Genomic DNA, 19796 nt, shown 5'->3' with positions numbered 1-19796 from the left:
GGCGAGTTCATAGGGTCGATGCATCACTGGGAGGTGGTGCGATGTCTGGGGTTGCAGTGGTGGGTGCTGGGGTGGGGCGGTCGTTGACGCTGGCTGAGCGGGTGGAGATTCAGTCCGGGTTGCGCTCGGGCCTGTCTCATCGGCGTATCGCGGTCGGTATTGGCCGCTCGCAGTCGGTGGTCTCGCGTGAGATTGCTCGGCATCGGCTTCGTGATGGCGGCTATGGCGCGGTCCATGCTGACCGGCGTGCACGGGCAGCTCGACGTCGACCCAAGGTGCCTAAGTTGGTCGCTGATCCGGTTCTGGCGGCCCGGATCAGCCAGTGGATGGATCAGGGCTGGTCACCCAAACTGATCGCCGACATGCTCGCCAGCGAGCATCCCCACGGTCACACTGGGCGGGTGAGTCACGAAACGATCTACCGTTCCCTGTATGTCCAGGCACGAGGGGGTTTGCGTCAGGACCTGGCCAAACAGCTGTCGACGTCCAGGACCACACGCCGGCCACGCACTGCCGCCAAACGGGGTTTAGGTGGCGCCTACAAGGACGCACTGCGGATCTCTCAACGTCCCCCTGAGGTCGCCGACCGGGCAGTGCCAGGTCACTGGGAAGGGGACCTGATCAAAGGAGCACGTGGCGCCTCCCAGATCGGCACCCTGGTGGAACGCTCCACCAGATTCGTGATCTTGCTACACCTGCCTGCACGCGCCACCGCCGACGAAGTCGCCACCCAGATGATCACGCAAATGAGTCAACTCCCCGCACACTTGCGTCGCTCCATCACCTGGGACCGGGGAGCAGAAATGGTCCACTACGACCGCATCCAGCTCGACCTGCAAACCCCGGTATATTTCGCTGACCCCCACGCCCCCTGGCAGCGAGGCTCCAACGAGAACACCAACCGCCTGCTACGCCACTGGTTCACCAAAGGCACCGACCTATCAGTGTGGACACCAGAGCAACTACGCGACGTCGCCGCAAGCCTGAACGCCCGACCCCGACCCACCCTGGACTACCTCACCCCAGCCCAAGCCCTCCAAGCACTCCTCACCAGCACCGACGCAACCACCACTTGACTCCGCCATCCATTTGACTTGTGAACGGCCGCCTCCCTGCCGGTCAAATGGATCCATTTGACTTGTGAAGGGGAGGGACGATGCGCCGGTTGGGAGCGCATCTCCGCCGACTCTCTGCCGCTCGCCACGCAGTGATATTCGTCATACCCAGGGGGTTTGCCCCGGTGGTAGGTTGCCTCTGGCCTTCGCCGGTGTGCTTGCGGCAGGCCGCTGACATCTGTCACCTGAGCCTGGGGGAGTGACCATGGGGGAATCGACGTTTGACGCTGCCGCTGCCGAGGAGGTGTGGCCCGAATCGCCCGTAGCGGACTCCGCCCGGGCCTGGATGCCCGCCCCCGTGACGGCCCCTGCGGTCTTTGCTCCCGCATCGGCCGTGCAGCAGTCGTCAGGAGTGCCCGGGTACGGCCAGACAAATGCTGCGCCGTCCGCCTACGCGGGCATGGCGGCGGGGACTCCGTTTGGCGAGCACGTGCCCGTCGAACCCCACGGGACCGGTGGGGGAGCTGGCCGCAAGAAGCGAGTGGTGCTGGGGTCTGTCGCGGCAGGCGTGGTGGTCGTCCTCGCGGTGGGGGCGGCGTTCGCCTACACCACCTTCTTCAGGGGCTCCAGCACGCCTGAGGAGGCGGTGGAGCAGCTCGTCGACGGCGTCCTCACGGGCGACCTCATCGCGCTGGGAACCGCGATTGCCCCCAGCGAGGTGAGTGCGCTCCAGCCCGCGATGGAGGACCTCCAGCGGCTCAGCGAGACTCCAGCCAGCCAGGCAAGCGGGGCCTACTCGGAGATCATCGACGCGGTCGATGTCACCGTGTCGGGACTTGAATACGAGACCGAGACCGTCACCGACGGTGTGGCCATCGTGCGCGTCGTCGCCGGCACTATCGAGGCCACGGCCGACGAGGCGACCCTTGTCGACGCGGTCGTCGCACTTCAGGAAGAGTCGTTGCGCTCCACCCTTGAGGAATGGGGTTACACGGCCTCCGAGATCGAGGACCAGGTCGCGAGCGTGCGCCAGGACGCCCAGACCTGGGTCGACGACACGTTCCCGTGGCGCGGCGACATCGAGGACGCGGTGGACTCGCTCACCGCCGACGAGACGGACGGCCTCGCGCACCCGGCTTCGCCCATCGCGTTCGTGGCCGTGGAAGAAGGCGGCTGGTACATCAGCCCCATGCTGACACTCGCCGAATACGGGCTGTGGGCGCAGGGCGACAGTGCTGGCAGGCGCGGCACGGACGTGGTCCCTGCAGCGCCTTCCGCGACGGCAGAGGAGGCGGTCGAGAGTACCGCCGAGGCTATCGAGCAGCTCTTCGCCACCGGCGATGTCGAGGACCTTGCCGCCACCTTGCCGTTGGCCGAGCGGCGCGTGGTCTCGCTCTATGGCAACGCTGTGCTTGACGGAGTCGACTGGTCGTCGGCGCCCGCTGTGAGCATCGAGGTAGATGCCTCGCCCGCGGGGGACGACGCTCGCCCCGGACGGCTAGAACTCACCGACCTTCAGGTCGCCGTCGAACCCACGGACGACTGGGGTGTCACGACGACCCTGGCCTACGCGGATGGCTGCTTCTCCGTCGACGACGGATGGTCCCAGCAGACGTGCTTGCGTGACCTCCCAACGCTCGATGAGTGGGGTGTCGACGGCCTCTATGTCACCGCCGTTCAGGAGCAGGGCGGCTGGCTCGTGAGCCCGTGGGGGACGTTCGGGGACTACTTGGCGCAGTTTGCACAAGTCGCGGTCGAGCATGACGGTGACGGCGGCCTCGGCGCGCTTGGCGAGCGCTGACCGGCACGGTGCGACACCGGGAAAATGGATCCATTTGACGGGGCGGGGAGAGGTGCGACACCGAGAAAATGGATCCATTTGACGGGAGGGAGGGGCGCTAGAGGCGGGCCTCCGCGGCCTCCTGGTGGCTCCACAGCCGGGCATACGCGCCGCCGGCATTCACGAGCGACGCGTGCGTGCCACGCTCGACCACCCGGCCGGCGTCCATCACCACGATCTGGTCCGCATCCATCACGGTGATCAGCCGATGCGCGATGACGGCCACCGCGCGGCCGTGCCGCACCGCGCGCATCGCCTCGCCGAGTCCCTCCTGGGTGCCCGCGTCGAGTTGGCTGGTGATCTCGTCGAGCACCAGCACCGGCGCGTCGCGCAGCAGCGCCCGGGCGATTGCCACACGCTGACGCTCGCCGCCGGACAGTTGCGTGCCGTGCTCGCCCACGGGTGTGTCGAGCCCCTGAGGCATGCGTGCGAGCGTCGCGTCGAGCGCTGCGGTGTGGCAGGCCTCGAGGAGTTCCGCCTCGGTGGCCGCCGGGCGCGCGATCAGCAGGTTGTCGCGAATCGTGCCCGCGAACAGGTACGGCCGCTGCTGGACGACGGACACGAGCGAGCGCAGGTCAGCGTCGGCGAGGTCGCGCACATCGACTCCGCCGAGCGTGACGCGCCCCTCCTGTGGGTCGTGGAATCGCGCGATCAGCGCGCCCACGGTCGACTTGCCGGCACCGGAGACGCCCACCAGTGCGGTGGTGGTGCCCGCGGGGATCTCCAGGTCGATCCCCTCGAGCACACGGGGGCCCGTGCCGCTCCCCGTCTCGCGGACGGCCGATGCGCGGGCCGGGTAGGCGAACGACACACCTTCCAGCCGGACCCCCACAGGGCCGCTCGGGGGAGTAGCGGGGGCTGCAGGTTCCGGGGTCGCCGGGGCTGCGTCCATCACCTTGCGCAGGCGACCGGCGGCCGCATACGCGAGGTCGAGGTCGGCGGCGAACTCCTCGACGGCGACGACGGCCGGCATCGTGCCGAGCACTGCGAGTGCCGCGACCGCGGCGGCCTCGAGCCCCGCAGGGAGGGTCGCGGCCAGCACGAGCAGGGGCACTGCGGCCACGAGCGCCCGGGTGAGGCCGCGGCGCAGCGCGAACCACCGGGCGCGCCTGAGTTGGGCCGCATCAGCGGCGTCCTCGAGGGTCGCAAGTTCACCCGTGCGGCGGTGCTCGGCGCGATAGGCGACGACCTCTGCCACGCCCTGCACGGTGTCGGTCAGGTGCTGGGCGATGACCCCGCGCGCACGGCGAAGCTCCGCTGACGCGGCCATGGACGACCGCGCGCCGAGTGCGGCGATGCCCAGCATCGCGGCCCACCCGGCAACGGCGGCGGCCGCCGCGGCGGGCGCCACAGTGATGGCGAGCCACACGGCAACACCTGCCGGCACCACCACGGCTGTCAACGCGGGACCGATGGTGTGGGCGTAGAAGACCTCGACGCGGTCTACGTCCCTCGTGGCGCGCGAGAGCAGGTCGCCCGTCTCGCGCCCCTCGACGGCGGCGGGGGCCTGCGGCTCGAGCAGGTCGAACACGCGCACCCGCAGCAGCGCGAGCGCCCGGAACGCGACGTAGTGGCCGCAGTACTGCTCGAGGTAGCGGGCGAGAGCCTTGACCAGCGCGATCGCCACGAGGGCCCAGATCACGGGCGCGACGGGCTCGTCGCCCATGGCGCGCGACAGGCCGCTCGCTGCGGTCACCAGCAGGGCGACCCCGCCCACGAGCGCCACCATCCTCATGGCGATCGACAGCGCTAGCGGGGCGATCACCGGTCGCGCCTGGCCGATCATCCAGCGGGTCAGATCGCGGTTCATCGGACGTCCTCCATCGCGATCACTCGGGTAGCAGAGGCCGTGATGGCCTCCGTGTGGCCCACAGCGATGACGGTGCGGTCCCGGCACGCCTCCTCGATGGCGGCGAGAATCTGCGCCTCGGCGTCGAGGTCGGTCTGGGAGGTCGGCTCGTCGAGCAACAGGATCGGGGCGTCGGCGAGCAGCGCTCGAGCCACGCCGATGCGCTGGGCTTGGCCCCCGGATACGCCCAGCCCGCGCTCGCCTACCGGGGTGTCGAGCCCGTCGGGCCATGCCCGCACCTCGTCGGCGAGGTGCGCGCGGGTCAGCGCCGCCCAGAGGTCCTCGTCGCTGGCATTGGGCGCCGCGAGCCGCAGGTTCTGCGCGAGCGTGCCGGTGAACAGGTAGGTCTGCTGGGCGACGATGCCGATCTGGCCATGCAGCCACTCGCCGGGCACCGTCGGGACATCGTGCCCGCCCACGCGCACGGTGCCAGCGGCGGGGGAGAGCTGGCCCTGGATGAGGCCTAGCACCGTGGACTTGCCCACGCCCGAGCGGCCGGTGAGCACCACCCGCTCGCCAGGGCGAACTGTCAGCGAGAATCCGTCGAGCACGGGGGTGTCCGCACGCCCGTAGGTGAACGTGACGTTCTCCAGGGTGACGGACGCATCGTCCCTGTCCGGAGCGGGAGCGGACTCGTCGGTGACGTGGGCGACCGGACTCGCGAGGGTGCGTGCGATCTCCTTGGTTGCGGCGATGCCGCCCATGCCGATGTAGAAGAACTGGCCGATGCGGTCGAGGGGCTCGGTCATGAGGCTCGACAGGGCGATCACGGCCAGGGCTTGGCCCGCGCTGATGGTTCCTGCGGCGAGCGAGGTCAGCGCTAGTCCGGTGCCGAGTGCGATCATCGCGAGCGAGAACGCCGCGTCGGACACGAACAGGACCACCTGATTGCCCGCCAGTAGCCGCATGACCGCCGCGCGCACGTGCTCGGCGTGCACCGCGAGGGCGGCGCCGCGGGCCTTGCCCGCCCCCATCGCGCGCAGGGTCGGCAGGCCTTGGAGGGAGTCGAGGTACTCGGCGGACAGGCGCCTGGCGGACATCCGGTACTCGGTGGAGACCTTGCGGAACAGGCGCTGGAAGCCACCGATCGCGAGCGGGATCACTGGGACTGCGAGCGCGAGCCACGCGGCGATGCGCCAGTCGATCGCGATGGCGATCACCGCGACGACGGCGAGCGGCGCGATCAGGGAGCCGATCATCGAGCCCAGGAAGGCCGCCCGGTACTGCGCGGAGCGCTCAACCGCGTCGGTGAGGGTCGACACGAGCTTGCCGGTCTGCTGGCGGGTACGACGCGTGGGGCCAGCGCTGAAGACGTAGGCCATGAGCCGCCCCCTGTCGTGACGCTCGAGCGAGCCTTGGGTGCGGGAGGTGTGACGCGCATCGGCCCAGGTCAGGAGGCCGATGAGTGCGCCGAGCGCGATGGCGGCTCCCCCGAGGAGCGCGCCGTCGCCGCGATCCAGTGCGGTGCCGGCCGTCAGATACAGCAACGCGGTGGTGAGCGTGATGAGCACCGCGCTCGCGGCGGGCCTGACGATGAGCATGTGCACCATTATCGCTACGGGTCTGACACGATAATCTCCCATGGTCCCGGGCCGGCGCGGACCTGGGTCTCACGTGCGTCGATACGGCTTCGGAATGCCGTCGAATGAACTGGTCATTGCTCTATAGAGGAGTGAAGACGGCGACCCTATGGTGAGCCCACGACCAAGTGGTCCGCAATCGTGGCGGGAGTGCTCCTCGCGAGTGCTTCGCTTTCGGGATGTGCGGGCGGAGGCGCCACGTGGGAGTGGCACCCCAGCGAAGATGCGGCGCCGGCGCCGGAGACGCACTCCTTCTACGACTACGCCGAGGACGACGAGTTCGTGGTGGGCCACCTCACCGCAGTCGTGACGTTTGAGGACCTCTCTGACAATGTCCTGGTCGAAGGGACGGACTCCTCCGAGCCGTGGACCTCTACGCCAGCGAAAGTCCAGGTCGTCGACCAGCCCACGACCCTCGCCGGAGAGCCCGCCGCTCCCGAGGCAGAACAGGCAGTCGCTTCGCTGTAGGACTGACCCGATGGGGCGGAGTTTCCCTCGCGACGTCGTGCCGCGCAGACGAGCGTGGTCTCGACACACCGAGGGCCCCGCCTCCTGATGGAAGCGGGGCCCTCGGGTCCCAGGGGTGAGGGGTTCAGTAGCCGCGCCTAGGTGCGCGAGGTAGCCACCGCATCGTCCGTATCGGAGGCGGGGGGAGTGTCCACGCCAGCAGCGACGAGCTGCGCAGGCGAGGCGCCAGGGATGTCCGCGACCACGCGACGGTACGCGCCGGTGTGGTCGTAGAGCTCCTGCTTGAGCACGTTGCGACGACGCTTGACCATGAGCCAGATCTGCAGCACGGCAAGAGCGACGTTCGCGGCCAGCGCGAGCGCAGAGACCGTCATGAGTGCGGCCGGGTCGCCCGACGCCTTGACCGCGAAGTCCGAGGTCGAGGTGAAGGCAGGCACCGCCATCGTGAACATCATCCACAGCGCGAGCGTGTGGGCGCGGTGCTGGAGCCATGCGCCCTTGCGAATGAAGAATGCAGGAATGGTGCACGAGATCAGCAGGGCGGCACCCGCGTAGAACGCGTGGTCACCCACGCAGTTGTACACGTACGCGAAGTTCCACAGGTCGTAAGCGATGATCCAGGGCCAAATCATGTCGGGCCAGACCATGTCCTTGGTCTTATCGCGCGAAATGTAAATACCCATCCAGCCGGTAATGGCGAGCAGGTTAATGAGACCGGCAATGCCGTTCATGTAGTTCCACGGGCCGGACAGCATGTAGACGCCGTCGACGATGCCGTCGGCGCCCATGCCGCCCACCTGGAAGTCGCGCAGGACGGCTTCGAAGATGTTGAGGGCGAGGATTCCCGCGGGGAACATGAGTGCCCACTTGTTGTTCTGCAGGCGCGGAATGTAGCGGATGGCCATGAAGCCAAGGCAGCCCGCCAGTGCGGAGTACACCTTGACCCAGTGGAACCAGGTGCCGGTCGACGAGTCGGCGCCGGCGGTCGTGGGCCACACGAAGATGGTCAGGATGATCGGCAGGGCGATGAAGAAAGCCGCGCCGGCCCACGGGCCGCGGCGCGAGAGCTCATTGAGGCCGATCAGCGCGCCGAGCACCACAAACCACATGATGATCTGGACGAGCGTGAGCGGTTCGAACAGGAACATGTCACTCTCCTTCGAGCGATTGGTCCCGGCCGGGGCCCCGGGAGGGGTTGGGCGCCAGACGGAGGGTCTGGCGAACGAGGTCGGCGAGCACGTCGTCGCCCACCTCTGGCTGTGTACGCATCAGGCCGATGAGGCCGTGCAGCAGCACCACGAACGTCTCGCGCACGTGCGCGATCTCGATGCGGTGACGCTGCGCGTACGCGGGGATGGTGCTGGCCTCAAGGATGTCCAGGAGGGCCGTCACCGAGGCGTCCACGTAGCGGACGTAGAGCCCCGCGTCGTCGACGCGTGGCACGAGTGGGGCCGATGCGGGTGGGGCTTCGGCGGTCGAGTCGTCTTGCGCTGTGGCTGGGGCTGCCGGGGCTGCCGGGGCGGTGATGCCCGCTCGGCCGGGCAGGTGGCGGCGGAACAGCGCGATGTAGTCGCGGACGGCGCCGTCGATGTCGCCGCGCGTACGGCCCTGGTCCCAAGCCAGCAGATCCGCGGCGAAGTCCTCGACACACGCGTCGAGCACCATGTCGACGAGCGCGGGCATCGAGCCGCCGTAGTGGTAGACGAGGCCCCTCGTGCAGCCGGCGGCCTTGGCGATCTGCCCGAAGGTCGTGGCGTGCACTCCCTGGGTCGCGAACAACTGCCGGGCGGCGGCCACGATCTCCTCGCGGCGCTCGTCCGGCGCCTTCACGGTGCGGGATCGGCGCTGGTCCATGTCATGACCGTACGCGCTATTGACACATCGTCAATTGGGGCTTTGGTCCCAGCGTGGGGCGAGGCCTGCACGAGGTGGAGGCGTGCACGGGCCGCCCTCCTGTCCCAGACCCCCTTCCTCTTCCTCCTCCTTCACGAGTCAAATGGATCCATTTGGCTTCCTCCACGAGTCAAATGGATCCATTTGACTCGTGAGGGGTGGGTGTGTGAGGTCACTGATCGCCGCGGTGCCTACGGCGCTCGGTGAGGGCGCATCGGCTGTCCGGACGTGAGTGCCTTCCAGGATGCGCGCGGGCCCTTGAAACCGACCATGGTCTCCTGCTGGGGCGCTAAGGCAGGGGAAGGGTGGCGCGATGAGGCCTCGTCTCAGTATTCAAGACGGTGAACCACAATGTGAGATTAGGTGTCCATATGGTGACATCCACGCAATCGCGGGCGTAGAGTCCTTTCCATGCAGTTGATTCTCGTACTTACCGGGCGCGCGGACTCCTAAGTCCACAGCCAGGCAAGTCCGCGCGCCGACCCCGACAGCCCCAGTGGCCGAGGGGTCTTTCCATGTGGGGCGGGGAATCACCGCACCACCTCGGCAACCAAGAGGAGACACGATGGGACAGGTCAGGGCACCGAAGCCTTCGGCGCTGATGAGCCCTGCGCCAGCGAGTGCGCGGGCGCAAGCGACCCCCGCAGCCACACGGCACGCGGGCGAGCAGATGTCGGGCGCCCAGTCGCTTATTCGCTCGCTCGAAGCGGCGGGCGCAACGGACATCTTCGGTTTGCCGGGCGGTGCGATCCTGCCGGCTTACGACCCATTGTTCGACTCCACCCAACTGCGCCACATCCTGGTGCGTCACGAGCAGGGTGCGGGCCACGCGGCACAGGGGTACGCCCACGCGACCGGAAAGCCGGGAGTGTGCATCGCGACGTCGGGCCCCGGCGCGACCAACCTCGTGACGCCCATCGCTGACGCGAACATGGACTCGATCCCGATGGTCGCGATCACCGGTCAGGTGGCGGCGGGCATGATCGGCACGGACGCCTTCCAGGAGGCTGACATCGTCGGCATCACCCAGCCCATCACCAAGCACAACATGCTGGTGACGGACCCGGCCGAGATCCCTCGTGCGATCGCCGAGGCGTTCTACATCGCGACCCACGGCCGCCCCGGCCCCGTGCTCGTGGACGTCGCCAAGTCCGCCATGCAGACCCAGACCACCTTCCACTGGCCTGAGCGCATCGAGCTGCCCGGCTTCAACTCCGGCGCGCGACCCCATGCCAAGACCATCCAAGAGGCCGCGCGCTTGCTCGCGACCTCACGCCGTCCCGTCCTGTACGTGGGTGGCGGAGTGATCCGCTCGGGCGCTGCGGCGGGCCTGCGCAAGCTCACAGACTTGTCTGGAGCGGCCGTTGTCACGACCCTGATGGCGCGTGGCGCACTGCCCGACTCGCACCCCCAGCACCTGGGCATGCCCGGCATGCACGGCACCGTGGCGGCGGTCGCGGCGCTGCAAAAGGCGGACCTCATCGTCGCGCTGGGCGCTCGCTTCGACGACCGTGTGACGGGCAAGCTCGAGTCGTTCGCCCCCCACGCGACCATCGTCCACGCTGACATCGACCCCGCGGAGATTGGCAAGAACCGCGCCGTCGACGTGCCGATCGTGGGCGACCTCAAGGACGTGTTCGCGGCGATGGTGCCGGCCCTCGAGGTCGAGCACGAACGCCACGGCAAGCCCGACCTGGGTGCCTGGTGGGCCCAGCTCGACGACTGGCGCAACACGTACGGACTGGGCTTCACGCCCACGGACGACGGCCACTCGAGCCCTCAGCACGTCATCCAGCGACTGGGGGAGATCTCCGGACCGGAGACCATCTTCACCTCGGGCGTGGGTCAGCACCAGATGTGGGCGAGCCAGTTCATCAAGTACGAGCGGCCCAACAGTTGGATCAACTCCGGCGGCCTCGGGACCATGGGCTTCTCGGTCCCCGCCGCGATGGGCGCCAAGGTGGGCGAGCCCGACCGCACCGTGTGGGCGATCGACGGCGACGGCTGCTTCCAGATGACCAACCAAGAACTGGTGACCTGCGCCCTCAACGAGATCCCCATCAAGGTGGCGATCATCAACAACTCGTCGCTGGGCATGGTGCGCCAGTGGCAGACCCTGTTCTACAACCAGCGCTACTCCAACACGGACCTGCACACCGGCCACGGCACCAAGCGCATCCCCGACTTCGTCAAGCTGTCAGAGGCGATGGGCTGCGTGGGACTGCGCTGCGAGTCCGATGCGGACGTGGACGCAACCATCAAGCGCGCCATGGAGATCGACGACCAGCCCGTGGTCGTGGACTTCACCGTTTCGCGCGACGCCATGGTGTGGCCGATGGTCGCCGCTGGCACCAGCAACGACGAGATTCAGTACGCCCGCGGAATCGCCCCTGAATGGGACCGCGGGGAGGAGGAGTAAGCCATGACCACGCACACCCTCTCGGTGCTTGTCGAGAACAAGCCCGGCGTGCTCGCGCGCGTCGCTGGCCTGTTCAGCCGCCGCGCCTTCAACATCCACTCGCTGGCCGTGGGCCAAACCGAGCACCCGGAGATCTCCCGCATCACTGTGGTGGTCGACGTGGACGCGCTCCCTCTCGAGCAGGTCACCAAGCAGCTCAACAAGCTGGTGCACGTGCTCAAGATTGTCGAGCTCGAACGCGACAAGTCTGTCCAGCGCGACCTGATCCTCGTGAAGGTCCGCGCCGACGCTCGCCAACGTGCGGACATCCTCCAGATCGTGGACCTGTTCCGCGCCCACGTGGTCGACGTCGCCACTGACTCCCTCGTCATCGAGGCCGTCGGGGCTCCCGACAAGCTTGAGGCGCTACTCGCCGCGCTCCAGCCGCACGACATCCGCGAGATCGTCCAGTCGGGCACCGTGGCCATCGGCCGCGGCGCCCGCTCCATCACCGAGCGCGCCTTCGAGCGCGTCAGTGCCTGACGCGCCAGCCCAGCCAGCGCATCGGCCCTATCCCGTCATCACCGCAGCAGCACACGTTTATCCCTAAGGAGAATCAAGGAATCATGGCAGAGATGTACTACGACCAGGACGCCGACCTGTCGATCATCCAGGGCAAGAAGGTCGCGATCGTGGGCTACGGCTCGCAGGGCCACGCCCACGCGCAGAACCTTCGCGACTCCGGCGTCGAGGTGCGCGTCGCACTGCGTGAGGGCTCGCGCTCCGTGGCCAAGGCCGAGGACGACGGCTTCACCGTGCAGTCGGTCGCCGACGCCGCCCAGTGGGCCGACGTCATCATGATCCTCGCGCCCGACCAGCACCAGCGCGGCATCTACGCGAACGACATCGCGCCCCACCTGACCGAGGGCAAGGTGCTCGCGTTCGCGCACGGCTTCAACATCCGCTTTGGCTACATCGAGGCGCCCGAGGGTGTCGACGTGATCCTCATCGCCCCCAAGGCTCCCGGCCACACCGTGCGCCGTGAGTACGTCGCGGGACGTGGCATCCCGGACATCATCGCCGTCGAGAAGGACGCCTCGGGCCAGGCCTGGGAGATCGCCAAGTCGTACGCCAAGGGCATTGGCGGCACCCGCGCTGGCGTCATCAAGACCACCTTCACCGAGGAGACCGAGACCGACCTGTTCGGCGAGCAGGCCGTTCTGTGCGGTGGCGTGTCGCAGCTGGTGCAGTACGGGTTTGAGACCCTCACCGAGGCCGGCTACCAGCCCGAGATCGCCTACTTCGAGGTCCTCCACGAGCTCAAGCTCATCGTCGACCTCATGTGGGAGGGCGGCATCACCAAGCAGCGCTGGTCCGTGTCCGACACGGCCGAGTACGGCGACTACGTCTCCGGCCCGCGCGTGATCACCCCGGAGGTCAAGGAGAACATGAAGGCCGTCCTCACCGACATCCAGACCGGCGTGTTCGCCAAGCGCTTCATCGACGACCAGGACGGCGGCGGCGAGGAGTTCGCCGAGCTGCGCGCCAAGGGCGAGGGCCACCCCATCGAGGCCACCGGCCGCGAGCTGCGTCAGCTGTTCGCCTGGAAGGACGACGTGGACGCCGACTACGTCGACGGCCAGACCGCTCGCTGACGGCTGACTCGATGACCACCTACAAATTGGCCGTCGTCGCAGGCGACGGCATTGGACCCGAGGTTGTTGCGGAGGGGCTCAAGTGCCTGTCCGCAGCGACCGAGGGCACGGACATCTCGTTCGAGACCACCGAGTTCGACCTGGGTGCGCAGCGTTGGCACGCCACCGGTGACACGCTCACCGACGGCGACCTCGACGCCATCAAGGGCCACGACGTGATCTTGCTGGGCGCCATCGGTGACCCGAGCGTGCCCTCCGGCGTGCTCGAGCGCGGCGTGCTGCTGCCGCTGCGCTTTGCGCTCGACCAGTACGTCAACCTGCGTCCGTCGCGCCTGTACCCGGGGGAGGTGTCGCCGCTGCGCGACGTCGAGTCCGTGGACTTTGTCGTCGTGCGCGAGGGCACTGAGGGTCCTTACGTGGGCAACGGCGGCGCGCTGCGCGTCGACACCCCCCACGAGATCGCGACTGAGGTGTCTATCAACACCCGTCACGGAGTGGAGCGCGTGGTGCGCTACGCGTTCTCGGTGGCGGCCAAGCGCGAGCGCAAGCAACTCACGCTCGTGCACAAGCACAACGTGCTGGTGCACGCGGGCCACCTGTGGCGCCGCACGGTCGAGGCCGTCGCGCCCGAGTTCCCCGACGTCACGTGGGATTACCTGCACATCGACGCCGCGACCATCGTCATGACGACCAACCCCGGCCGTTTTGACGTGATCGTGACCGACAACCTGTTCGGAGACATCCTCACGGACCAGGCCGCGGCCATCAGCGGCGGCATCGGTCTCGCGGCCTCCGGCAACGTCAACCCCGACCGCACCGCGCCGTCGATGTTCGAGCCCGTTCACGGCTCGGCGCCCGACATCGCGGGGCAGGGCATCGCGGACCCGTCCGCGACCGTGCTCTCGGTGGGCCTGATGCTGGACTTCCTGGGCTACCCGGAGTTGGCAGCACGGGTCGAGGACGCCGTCGCGGCTGACGCCGCAGCGAAGTCCGCCGAGGGCTGGGGCCGGCGCTCCACCTCCGAGGTGGGCGACGCGCTGGCTGCTCGCATTCGCGGCTAGGCTCCTCACACTCACATACCCCGCGAGGTGCTGAGTGCCCGAATCGGTCGATGGTGGGCATTCAGCACCTCACTGGAGGCCCCACACGGGGCCCAATCAGAAGGAACAGGAATGACGGAGACCACGGCATCAGCGCCCACCACGAACGCTGCGGCGTTCGAGGTTCGTCCCAACGTGAACGCCCTGAGCGACGATGCGCGTGCCGCCGCCCTTGCCGACCTCAAGTTCGGTACCCAGTTCTCTGATCACATGGCCCGCGCGCAGTGGCGCCAGGGTGAGGGTTGGTCCGACCATCGGGTCGAGGCCTACGGCCCGCTCCAGCTCGACCCCGCTGCGGCCGTTCTCCACTATGCGCAGGAGATCTTCGAGGGACTCAAGGCGTACCGGTGGGCCGACGGCTCCATCCAGCTGTTCCGCCCCGAGGCCAACGCCGAGCGCTTCAACAAGTCCGCGCACCGTCTGGCGCTGCCGCAGATCCCCGTCGAGGACTTCATCGGCTCGATCGAGGCGCTGGTTGCTGTCGACCGTGCTTGGGTGCCCGACGTCGAGGAATCCAGCCTCTACCTGCGCCCCTTCATGTTTGCGTCCGAGGCGTTCCTCGGGGTGCGCCCCGCGCACGTCATCGACTACCTGCTGATCGCTTCGCCCGTGGGCGCGTACTTCCCGGGCGGCATCAAGCCTGTGAGTATTTGGGTGGCTCAGGGCTACCACCGTGCTGGCCCCGGCGGCACTGGCGACGCCAAGTGCGGCGGCAACTACGCGGCCTCGCTCCTTCCTCAGCAGCAGGCCTACGAGAACGGTTGCCAGCAGGTGCTGTTCCTCGACGCGCGCGAGAGCCGCTACCTGGAGGAACTCGGCGGCATGAACCTCTACGTGGTGCGCTCCGACGGCACCATCGAGACGCCGCGCCTGACGGGCACCATCCTCGAGGGCATCACGCGCTACTCCGTGAACCAGTTGCTCGACGACGACGGCCTCAAGGTGATCGAAAAGGACATCACCCTTGATGAGGTGCGCGACGGCATCGAGTCCGGTGACATCGCAGAAGTGTTCGCGTGCGGTACCGCCGCCGTGATCACGCCCGTGGGGAGGCTCGCGTCACCCACGTTCGACGTCACGGTGGGCGACGGTGAGCCCGGTGAGGTCACCATGCGCATTCGCAAGCGCCTCACGGACATCCAGTACGGCCGTGCCGAGGATGTGCACGGCTGGATGCGCCGCATCGGCTAGGGGCAGGGCCAGGAGGGCCGATGCGCTCGTCGCGCCGCGTACGCGGCGCTCTGGCACGCTGTGGTCATGAGGATGGCCGGAGGGGCGCTGGTCTTTGTCGCCGAGCTCGGCATGCTGGTCGCGTTGGCCTGGTGGGGCCGGGTGGTGGCCCCACGTTGAGTGCGACCGGCGCGCAACCCGTCGCACCACCCGGTCGGCGGTTCAACGCACGGTGCGGTCCGTCGATGCGGAGGGATATCGAGGTGATGGGTCCGACGGGTCCGACGGATGCTGGGCGTAGGGGCGGTTGTTGGTGGGCGCCGAGTGGCGTCGATCCTGTGCGAACAGCCCGAGTTCCTCTGCGGTCGCGACTGCTTCGGCGCGACTGGACACGTCCAACTTCGTCAACAGCGTCTTGACTTGGCTCCGCACTGTATTGATCGAGACGAACCTGTACTCGGCGATGGCGCGGTATGTCAGGCCCTGACGCATGAAGGCAAGCAGTTCGAGCTCGATGGTCGTCAACGTGGGGGCTGGCCAGCACCGCAGTGTGCGCCGGTCTGGCTCCGCGGTCGCGAGCGCTGCACTCAGAGCCGGGCTCGTATCGAGCTGCGTCCAGTGAGTGACATGGTCGTCGATCGCGAAACGCAGCGCCATGCGCAGGACCCGTGCCCCTGACTCGCGGAGCACCCGCTCGAGCAGCTGAATCGTGGCGTCTGTGTGACCCAGGCTCCATTGGGCTGATGCCGCTAGGACCCCCGCAATGGCCGCCGCGCGGGTGTTCTCGCTGGTGCGCTCCACCGCGGAGATCACTGGCACAGCTTCGTCGGGCCGCTCGAGCGACAGGAGCGCGATGCCCTCTGCAGCCCAGGTGAACCAGTCCTGTACGTCGTATCGCCTGCATAGCGCCAGGGCTTCACGAGGAGAACCGGCAACGGTGGTGGCTACGGCTACGCCGGCGATGACGACAGTGCTTGGTACGCCGTCGATCCAGTACTGGGCGCTCATCGCAAGAACCTCGTCGCGCATGATCGACGTCACAGACTCGGGCTCGAGTAGCGAGCGCAACGCGATGGAGAAGCCGTCAAGCGCAGAGTGCGTCAGGGGCTGCGAACTGTTGGCGTTTGCGTAGCGCAACATGTCGAGAGCAGCCACGTCATCGCCGACTTCGAGTGCCAGCAACGGATCGGTCGGGCTCGCGCCCGGGACGATGTCGCTCACCTCGTCCACGCGCCCAGCGAACACCCGTGGCGTCGCGGCAAACTGATTGTCCGCTCCCGCCGTGGGCGACGATGGATTGGCGAATCGCAGCATGATGTCAGAGAACATCAGCGGCAGCGTGTGGTTGTCGACCTGGGTGGCAGATCGCATGGCGAGGAGCGCCTCGCCGGGCAAACATGCTGCGATCAGCGGATCACGTGCCGCTCGCGCGAGGACGCCCGTCGGGCTTGTGCTGGTGAAAAGTCCCTCGACCAGGACTAGGCATTGGACTGCCGACTGACGGTCACCACGTACGACATGCGCAACGGCCTGGCGCACGGCCACACGCAGCGCGTCCACGTCGTCGGCAGGACGGATCCCAGCGAGACCCGTCAGTGCGCGCGTCGCTCGCTCCACAGAAATCGCACGGAGAACCCCGTGTCGATCTGCATAGATAGCGCCCAGGAGCGTGAGCGAGGGCACGGACTCGCTCGTGGCCGTGACCGCCTCGTTAACCGCGCGCTCCACCACGGCGGGAGCGTGGTCAGCGAAGGCGCGAAAGTTCACGTATGCCAGCTGATCTGCAGCGGCGAGCTCGCCGAGGTCGACGAGGGCGTACAACTCGAGAAAGACGTTGTGTGCCTTGCGTGCTGCGTCGACCGCGAGTCGCGCGCGCGCTTCACACGTGGCTGGCTCGCTCATCCGACGAACGAATGCCCAGACGGGCTCACTCCAGACATAGTTGGTCTCGCTGGTACTCACGTCGGCGTCGGTAGCCCCGAAGGGGAGCGCCGTGATGCGCGCGAAATGTTCCCTTGTGTCGCTCGCATGTGCGGGATCCGTCTCCAGAAGCAGCGGATCGAAATAGCGAAGTGCGATGGCGCGTTCGAGCGTTGCGAGCATGGTGCTCGAATCCCGGTGCTCGGGTATAGCAGACTCGAGTTGTGGCCAGAGCCGAGCCGCGAGGACGGCTTCGAGTGCTGCATCGCCGCTGGTCCAAGTCCCAACGGACGTGCCGCGGCGCTGATGGTCGAGGCGCTGGCGCACGATGCTGGGGTTGCCGCGGTATCGCACGGCGAGCGTTTCGATAAGACCTGGTGGGGCAGAGGCGGCGTTGAGTTCCGCGAGTTCCGCGATCTCTGCCTGGCTCAGCGCAAAGTCTCGCTCGGTGAGGACGAGGCTACCCGGATCGGCTGCGGCGCCAGGGGAGTCAAATGAGCGTACGACGAGGGTGAGGCCCGGCACGTCGTGCACGGTCTGCCGCAGTGCTGACCACTCCTCCGAGTCGAATCGAAATAGGTGGCGATCGACGATCGCGAGCGTCGGGATGCGCCCGCTCTCCACTTGGGCCGCTCCGATGAACGCGAGGACATCGTCGCTGGTCCGCAGCCATGTCACGTCGACACCGTCATCCTGGGCCCGGGACGCGAGCGTCCTGAGCCACGTTGTTACGCCCCAGCCCGGAAGGCACGCCGCAACGGTCAACCTGGGCATCTCGTTGGGGTGTGCAGGTAGCCCGTTGCGTTCGACCCTGTGCCAAGGGTTGTCCGCCGTCACGAGACTCTCTCCTTTGCCCATAAGACAGTATTGGCGACAGGTGACTCAAGCGCGACCTCGCACGCTCCTAACTGCAGTCCCCACCCGTGTAGCACCGATGGCCGCAGAAGCGTCATCGGTGCTACACGTCGTCTTGCTCGCTGGGGATGGGGGCGGGTCAGGCCGCGTGGTCCCGACGCCGCACGAGCACGGTCACGAGGGCCCCGGACGCGATGAGAAGGACGGCGGCTGCGCCGACGCCCCATGTCCCGTTGCCGGGGCCGGTCTGGCTGAGTCCGCCGTCGGGGACGGGGGTCACCGACGGCTCAGGGGTCGCCGACGGCTCAGGGGTCACCGACGGCTCAGGGGTCACCGACGGCTCAGGGGTCACCGACGGCTCAGGGGTCACCGACGGCTCAGGGGTCACCGACGGCTCAGGGGTCACCGACGGCTCAGGCTGTGGCGTGGCGTTCGCCGTGTTGCGGACCACAATTGCCGTGGTAGTGCCTCCGTCGACAGTCACCGTGGAGACTTCGCTTCCATCGACGAGGAACTCGGGCTCGCCCCACTCAACGCCAGCGACGTCGGGGAACTCAACCTCGGACAAGGTGATCTCCGTGCCGGCGGGAACGCGGTCGCTATACGCCACGGTGCCGTCCGCCAGCACGGAAAGGGTACCCGCTACCTGAGGGCTCCCGTACGTGTAGCGGACCGTGAACGTCGTGCCTGCGGGCACCAGATCCGCGGCAGGGCCGGTGACCACCTTGGACGCGGAAAAGCGGCCATAATCAGCCGCGCTTCCGCCGCCGCCGCCCTGGGCCGTGTATCGGATTGTTGACGACAATGTCGTGCCCGCCACGGTCACGACATTGCGGTAACGGTCGCCTTCCACGCTCGCTGGTGTCCCCTGGGTTGCGTAATCCAGCAGATACTCGCGGTCCGCGAGAAAGCCGCCTGCGGGCGCGTCGATCGTCAGCGTGAACCCACGGAGATCCTCGTCCCAGACCTCTTGATAGGTGGCGATCGTGGTCCATGCGCCAGTGGCGGTGCGGTACCGGAATCGCACCTGGTCCGCTACGGCCTCGTGGCTCTCATAGACGCCACCGCTCGCGTCGATCAAGTCGTCCGTGACGGTGATGGAGTCCAGCCCGACAAGTTTGATTCCAGGCAGGGAAACGTTCCAGCGAACGGTGCCGTCCGTCGCGATGTAACTCGACTTGGAGTACTCCGTAGGCAGGCCTTCGGGCTCGTACGGGCCGATGTTTCCACCAGGGATCGGGACCTCGACTTCGGTTCCGTTAGCGACAAAAGTTGACGTCGACTCGGTGGTCTCCTGTGACGCGATGACGGTGAACCAGAGCCGCTGTGACTCCACGGTAGCGCCGGTGCCGTCGCGGTTGCCGACTCCCTCGAGGCCCTCGACAGCGTCGGTCAGGGTGCACGTCGCGACGCCGCCACTCCCCTCGGTCAGCGTGCAGGTGGCCAGTGCGGTTCCACTGCCGTCGAGGACCTCAAATGAGGTGACGCCGCGGCGGAACTCGCCGGGAAGCCCTACGGTGAACTCAAAGCCGGGCTCGGGCTCGTCGACCCACCAGTCCATGGAGACCGTGGTGCGGTCGCCAACGGAAATGGAACCGTCCGCATCATCAATCGTGATGCCACTGAGGGTCGCGACTGGTGCAGCAACCGCCGCCATCGCGCCCGCCACCACGGCGAAAAGTGCGACTGTGAGTGCCGCCACTGTTGCACGTAGTGGGTGCCTTCGTAGGTGTTGCGTCATGAGCCATCTCCCGTGGTCTTGCCCTTTTTCCTTGGGGGACGTGCTGTCAAGTCCCATTTGGCACGATAGCAATAGGTGCGTTGCTGCCGCGCGTTGGCGCGGTTCGCGCGCTACCGCAAGCGGGAGTGTCTCTCCTGGTATTTGCCAGGAGCAGGCGAGAGGGCAGGGCGAGCGGGGTCGGCCGAAATTGCGATCTTCACCCTGGTGATTCACCCCTACTCCCACCCCACGTCGCCGTTTATCTTGTGTTAGCGTGGCAAAAATCATCCATT

At 67.6% G+C, this 19796-nt stretch carries 14 protein-coding genes; 8 read left to right on the top strand and 6 right to left on the bottom strand.

Features of this window, described 5'->3' with window-relative positions:
• Positions 1-41: 41 nt before the first annotated feature.
• Positions 42-1076 carry an IS30 family transposase gene (locus ACK5NO_RS01845; protein WP_416810964.1) on the top strand — a complete coding sequence of 345 codons (1035 nt, stop codon included), beginning with the start codon at positions 42-44 and terminating at the stop codon, positions 1074-1076.
• Positions 1077-1320: 244 nt separating this feature from the next.
• Complete coding sequence (locus ACK5NO_RS01840; RefSeq protein WP_416810963.1) at positions 1321-2856, top strand: hypothetical protein; 1536 nt, start codon at positions 1321-1323, stop codon at positions 2854-2856.
• A 97-nt stretch (positions 2857-2953) separates the two neighbouring features.
• Here the strand turns inward: ACK5NO_RS01840 and cydC are convergent, their stop codons facing one another.
• Both cydC and ACK5NO_RS01830 read right to left on the bottom strand, forming a co-directional pair.
• The gene (cydC, locus tag ACK5NO_RS01835) at positions 2954-4705 is read right to left on the bottom strand and encodes a thiol reductant ABC exporter subunit CydC (RefSeq protein WP_416810962.1); all 1752 of its coding nucleotides are present in this window, start codon (positions 4703-4705) and stop codon (positions 2954-2956) included.
• Entirely contained in the window at positions 4702-6285 is a 1584-nt protein-coding gene (locus ACK5NO_RS01830) for an ABC transporter ATP-binding protein/permease (protein WP_416810961.1), read from the bottom strand. The genes cydC and ACK5NO_RS01830 overlap by 4 nt, the downstream gene beginning before the upstream one ends.
• Before the next feature lie 180 nt (positions 6286-6465).
• Between ACK5NO_RS01830 and ACK5NO_RS01825 the strand changes: the two genes are divergently transcribed.
• A complete protein-coding gene (locus ACK5NO_RS01825) occupies positions 6466-6792 on the top strand; it encodes a hypothetical protein (protein ID WP_416810960.1) in 327 nt (108 codons plus the stop codon).
• A gap of 137 nt (positions 6793-6929) precedes the next feature.
• Here the strand turns inward: ACK5NO_RS01825 and ACK5NO_RS01820 are convergent, their stop codons facing one another.
• Positions 6930-7940, bottom strand: coding sequence for a DUF5692 family protein (locus ACK5NO_RS01820; protein WP_416810959.1), 1011 nt, complete (start codon positions 7938-7940; stop codon positions 6930-6932).
• Between the two features lies 1 nt (position 7941).
• Positions 7942-8646 (bottom strand): TetR/AcrR family transcriptional regulator, encoded by a 705-nt coding sequence (locus tag ACK5NO_RS01815; RefSeq protein ID WP_416810958.1) that lies wholly within the window; start codon positions 8644-8646, stop codon positions 7942-7944.
• A 640-nt stretch (positions 8647-9286) separates the two neighbouring features.
• Here ACK5NO_RS01815 and ACK5NO_RS01810 point away from each other — a divergent pair.
• From ACK5NO_RS01810 to ACK5NO_RS01790, 5 genes are all read left to right on the top strand, one after another.
• The gene (locus ACK5NO_RS01810; protein WP_416810957.1) at positions 9287-11104 is read left to right on the top strand and encodes an acetolactate synthase large subunit; all 1818 of its coding nucleotides are present in this window, start codon (positions 9287-9289) and stop codon (positions 11102-11104) included.
• Between the two features lie 3 nt (positions 11105-11107).
• Entirely contained in the window at positions 11108-11626 is a 519-nt protein-coding gene (ilvN, locus tag ACK5NO_RS01805) for an acetolactate synthase small subunit (protein WP_416810956.1), read from the top strand.
• Between the two features lie 83 nt (positions 11627-11709).
• The gene (gene ilvC, locus ACK5NO_RS01800; protein WP_416810955.1) at positions 11710-12738 is read left to right on the top strand and encodes a ketol-acid reductoisomerase; all 1029 of its coding nucleotides are present in this window, start codon (positions 11710-11712) and stop codon (positions 12736-12738) included.
• Positions 12739-12749: 11 nt separating this feature from the next.
• Positions 12750-13799, top strand: coding sequence for a 3-isopropylmalate dehydrogenase (locus ACK5NO_RS01795; RefSeq protein WP_416810954.1), 1050 nt, complete (start codon positions 12750-12752; stop codon positions 13797-13799).
• A gap of 111 nt (positions 13800-13910) precedes the next feature.
• On the top strand, positions 13911-15029 hold the full coding sequence (locus tag ACK5NO_RS01790) for a branched-chain amino acid aminotransferase (RefSeq protein ID WP_416810953.1): 1119 nt from the start codon (positions 13911-13913) through the stop codon (positions 15027-15029).
• 201 nt (positions 15030-15230) lie between these two features.
• Here the strand turns inward: ACK5NO_RS01790 and ACK5NO_RS01785 are convergent, their stop codons facing one another.
• Positions 15231-17606, bottom strand: a complete 2376-nt coding sequence (locus tag ACK5NO_RS01785; protein WP_416810952.1) for a helix-turn-helix transcriptional regulator — start codon at positions 17604-17606, stop codon at positions 15231-15233.
• A 316-nt stretch (positions 17607-17922) separates the two neighbouring features.
• Positions 17923-19485: a DUF5979 domain-containing protein gene (locus ACK5NO_RS01780; RefSeq protein WP_416810951.1), complete on the bottom strand. Its 1563-nt coding sequence runs from the start codon at positions 19483-19485 to the stop codon at positions 17923-17925.
• Positions 19486-19796: the final 311 nt, after the last annotated feature.

The sequence above is a fragment of the Demequina sp. genome, assembly GCF_047975725.1.
In the GTDB taxonomy this organism is placed as follows: domain Bacteria; phylum Actinomycetota; class Actinomycetes; order Actinomycetales; family Demequinaceae; genus Demequina.
The sequence above is the reverse complement of the archived record's forward strand: the minus strand, read 5'-3'. Positions and strand labels throughout refer to the sequence as shown.

Bases quoted from the DNA above. Each gene is read 5' to 3' on its own strand.
- ACK5NO_RS01845 (WP_416810964.1), top strand. From the start codon at position 42: ATGTCTGGGGTTGCAGTGGTGGGTGCTGGGGTGGGGCGGTCGTTGACG.
- ACK5NO_RS01820 (WP_416810959.1), bottom strand. From the start codon at position 7,940: ATGTTCCTGTTCGAACCGCTCACGCTCGTCCAGATCATCATGTGGTTT.
- ACK5NO_RS01795 (WP_416810954.1), top strand. From the start codon at position 12,750: ATGACCACCTACAAATTGGCCGTCGTCGCAGGCGACGGCATTGGACCC.
- cydC (WP_416810962.1), bottom strand. From the start codon at position 4,705: ATGAACCGCGATCTGACCCGCTGGATGATCGGCCAGGCGCGACCGGTG.
- ACK5NO_RS01830 (WP_416810961.1), bottom strand. From the start codon at position 6,285: ATGCTCATCGTCAGGCCCGCCGCGAGCGCGGTGCTCATCACGCTCACC.
- ACK5NO_RS01810 (WP_416810957.1), top strand. From the start codon at position 9,287: ATGAGCCCTGCGCCAGCGAGTGCGCGGGCGCAAGCGACCCCCGCAGCC.
- ACK5NO_RS01840 (WP_416810963.1), top strand. From the start codon at position 1,321: ATGGGGGAATCGACGTTTGACGCTGCCGCTGCCGAGGAGGTGTGGCCC.
- ACK5NO_RS01815 (WP_416810958.1), bottom strand. From the start codon at position 8,646: ATGGACCAGCGCCGATCCCGCACCGTGAAGGCGCCGGACGAGCGCCGC.
- ilvC (WP_416810955.1), top strand. From the start codon at position 11,710: ATGGCAGAGATGTACTACGACCAGGACGCCGACCTGTCGATCATCCAG.
- ilvN (WP_416810956.1), top strand. From the start codon at position 11,108: ATGACCACGCACACCCTCTCGGTGCTTGTCGAGAACAAGCCCGGCGTG.
- ACK5NO_RS01790 (WP_416810953.1), top strand. From the start codon at position 13,911: ATGACGGAGACCACGGCATCAGCGCCCACCACGAACGCTGCGGCGTTC.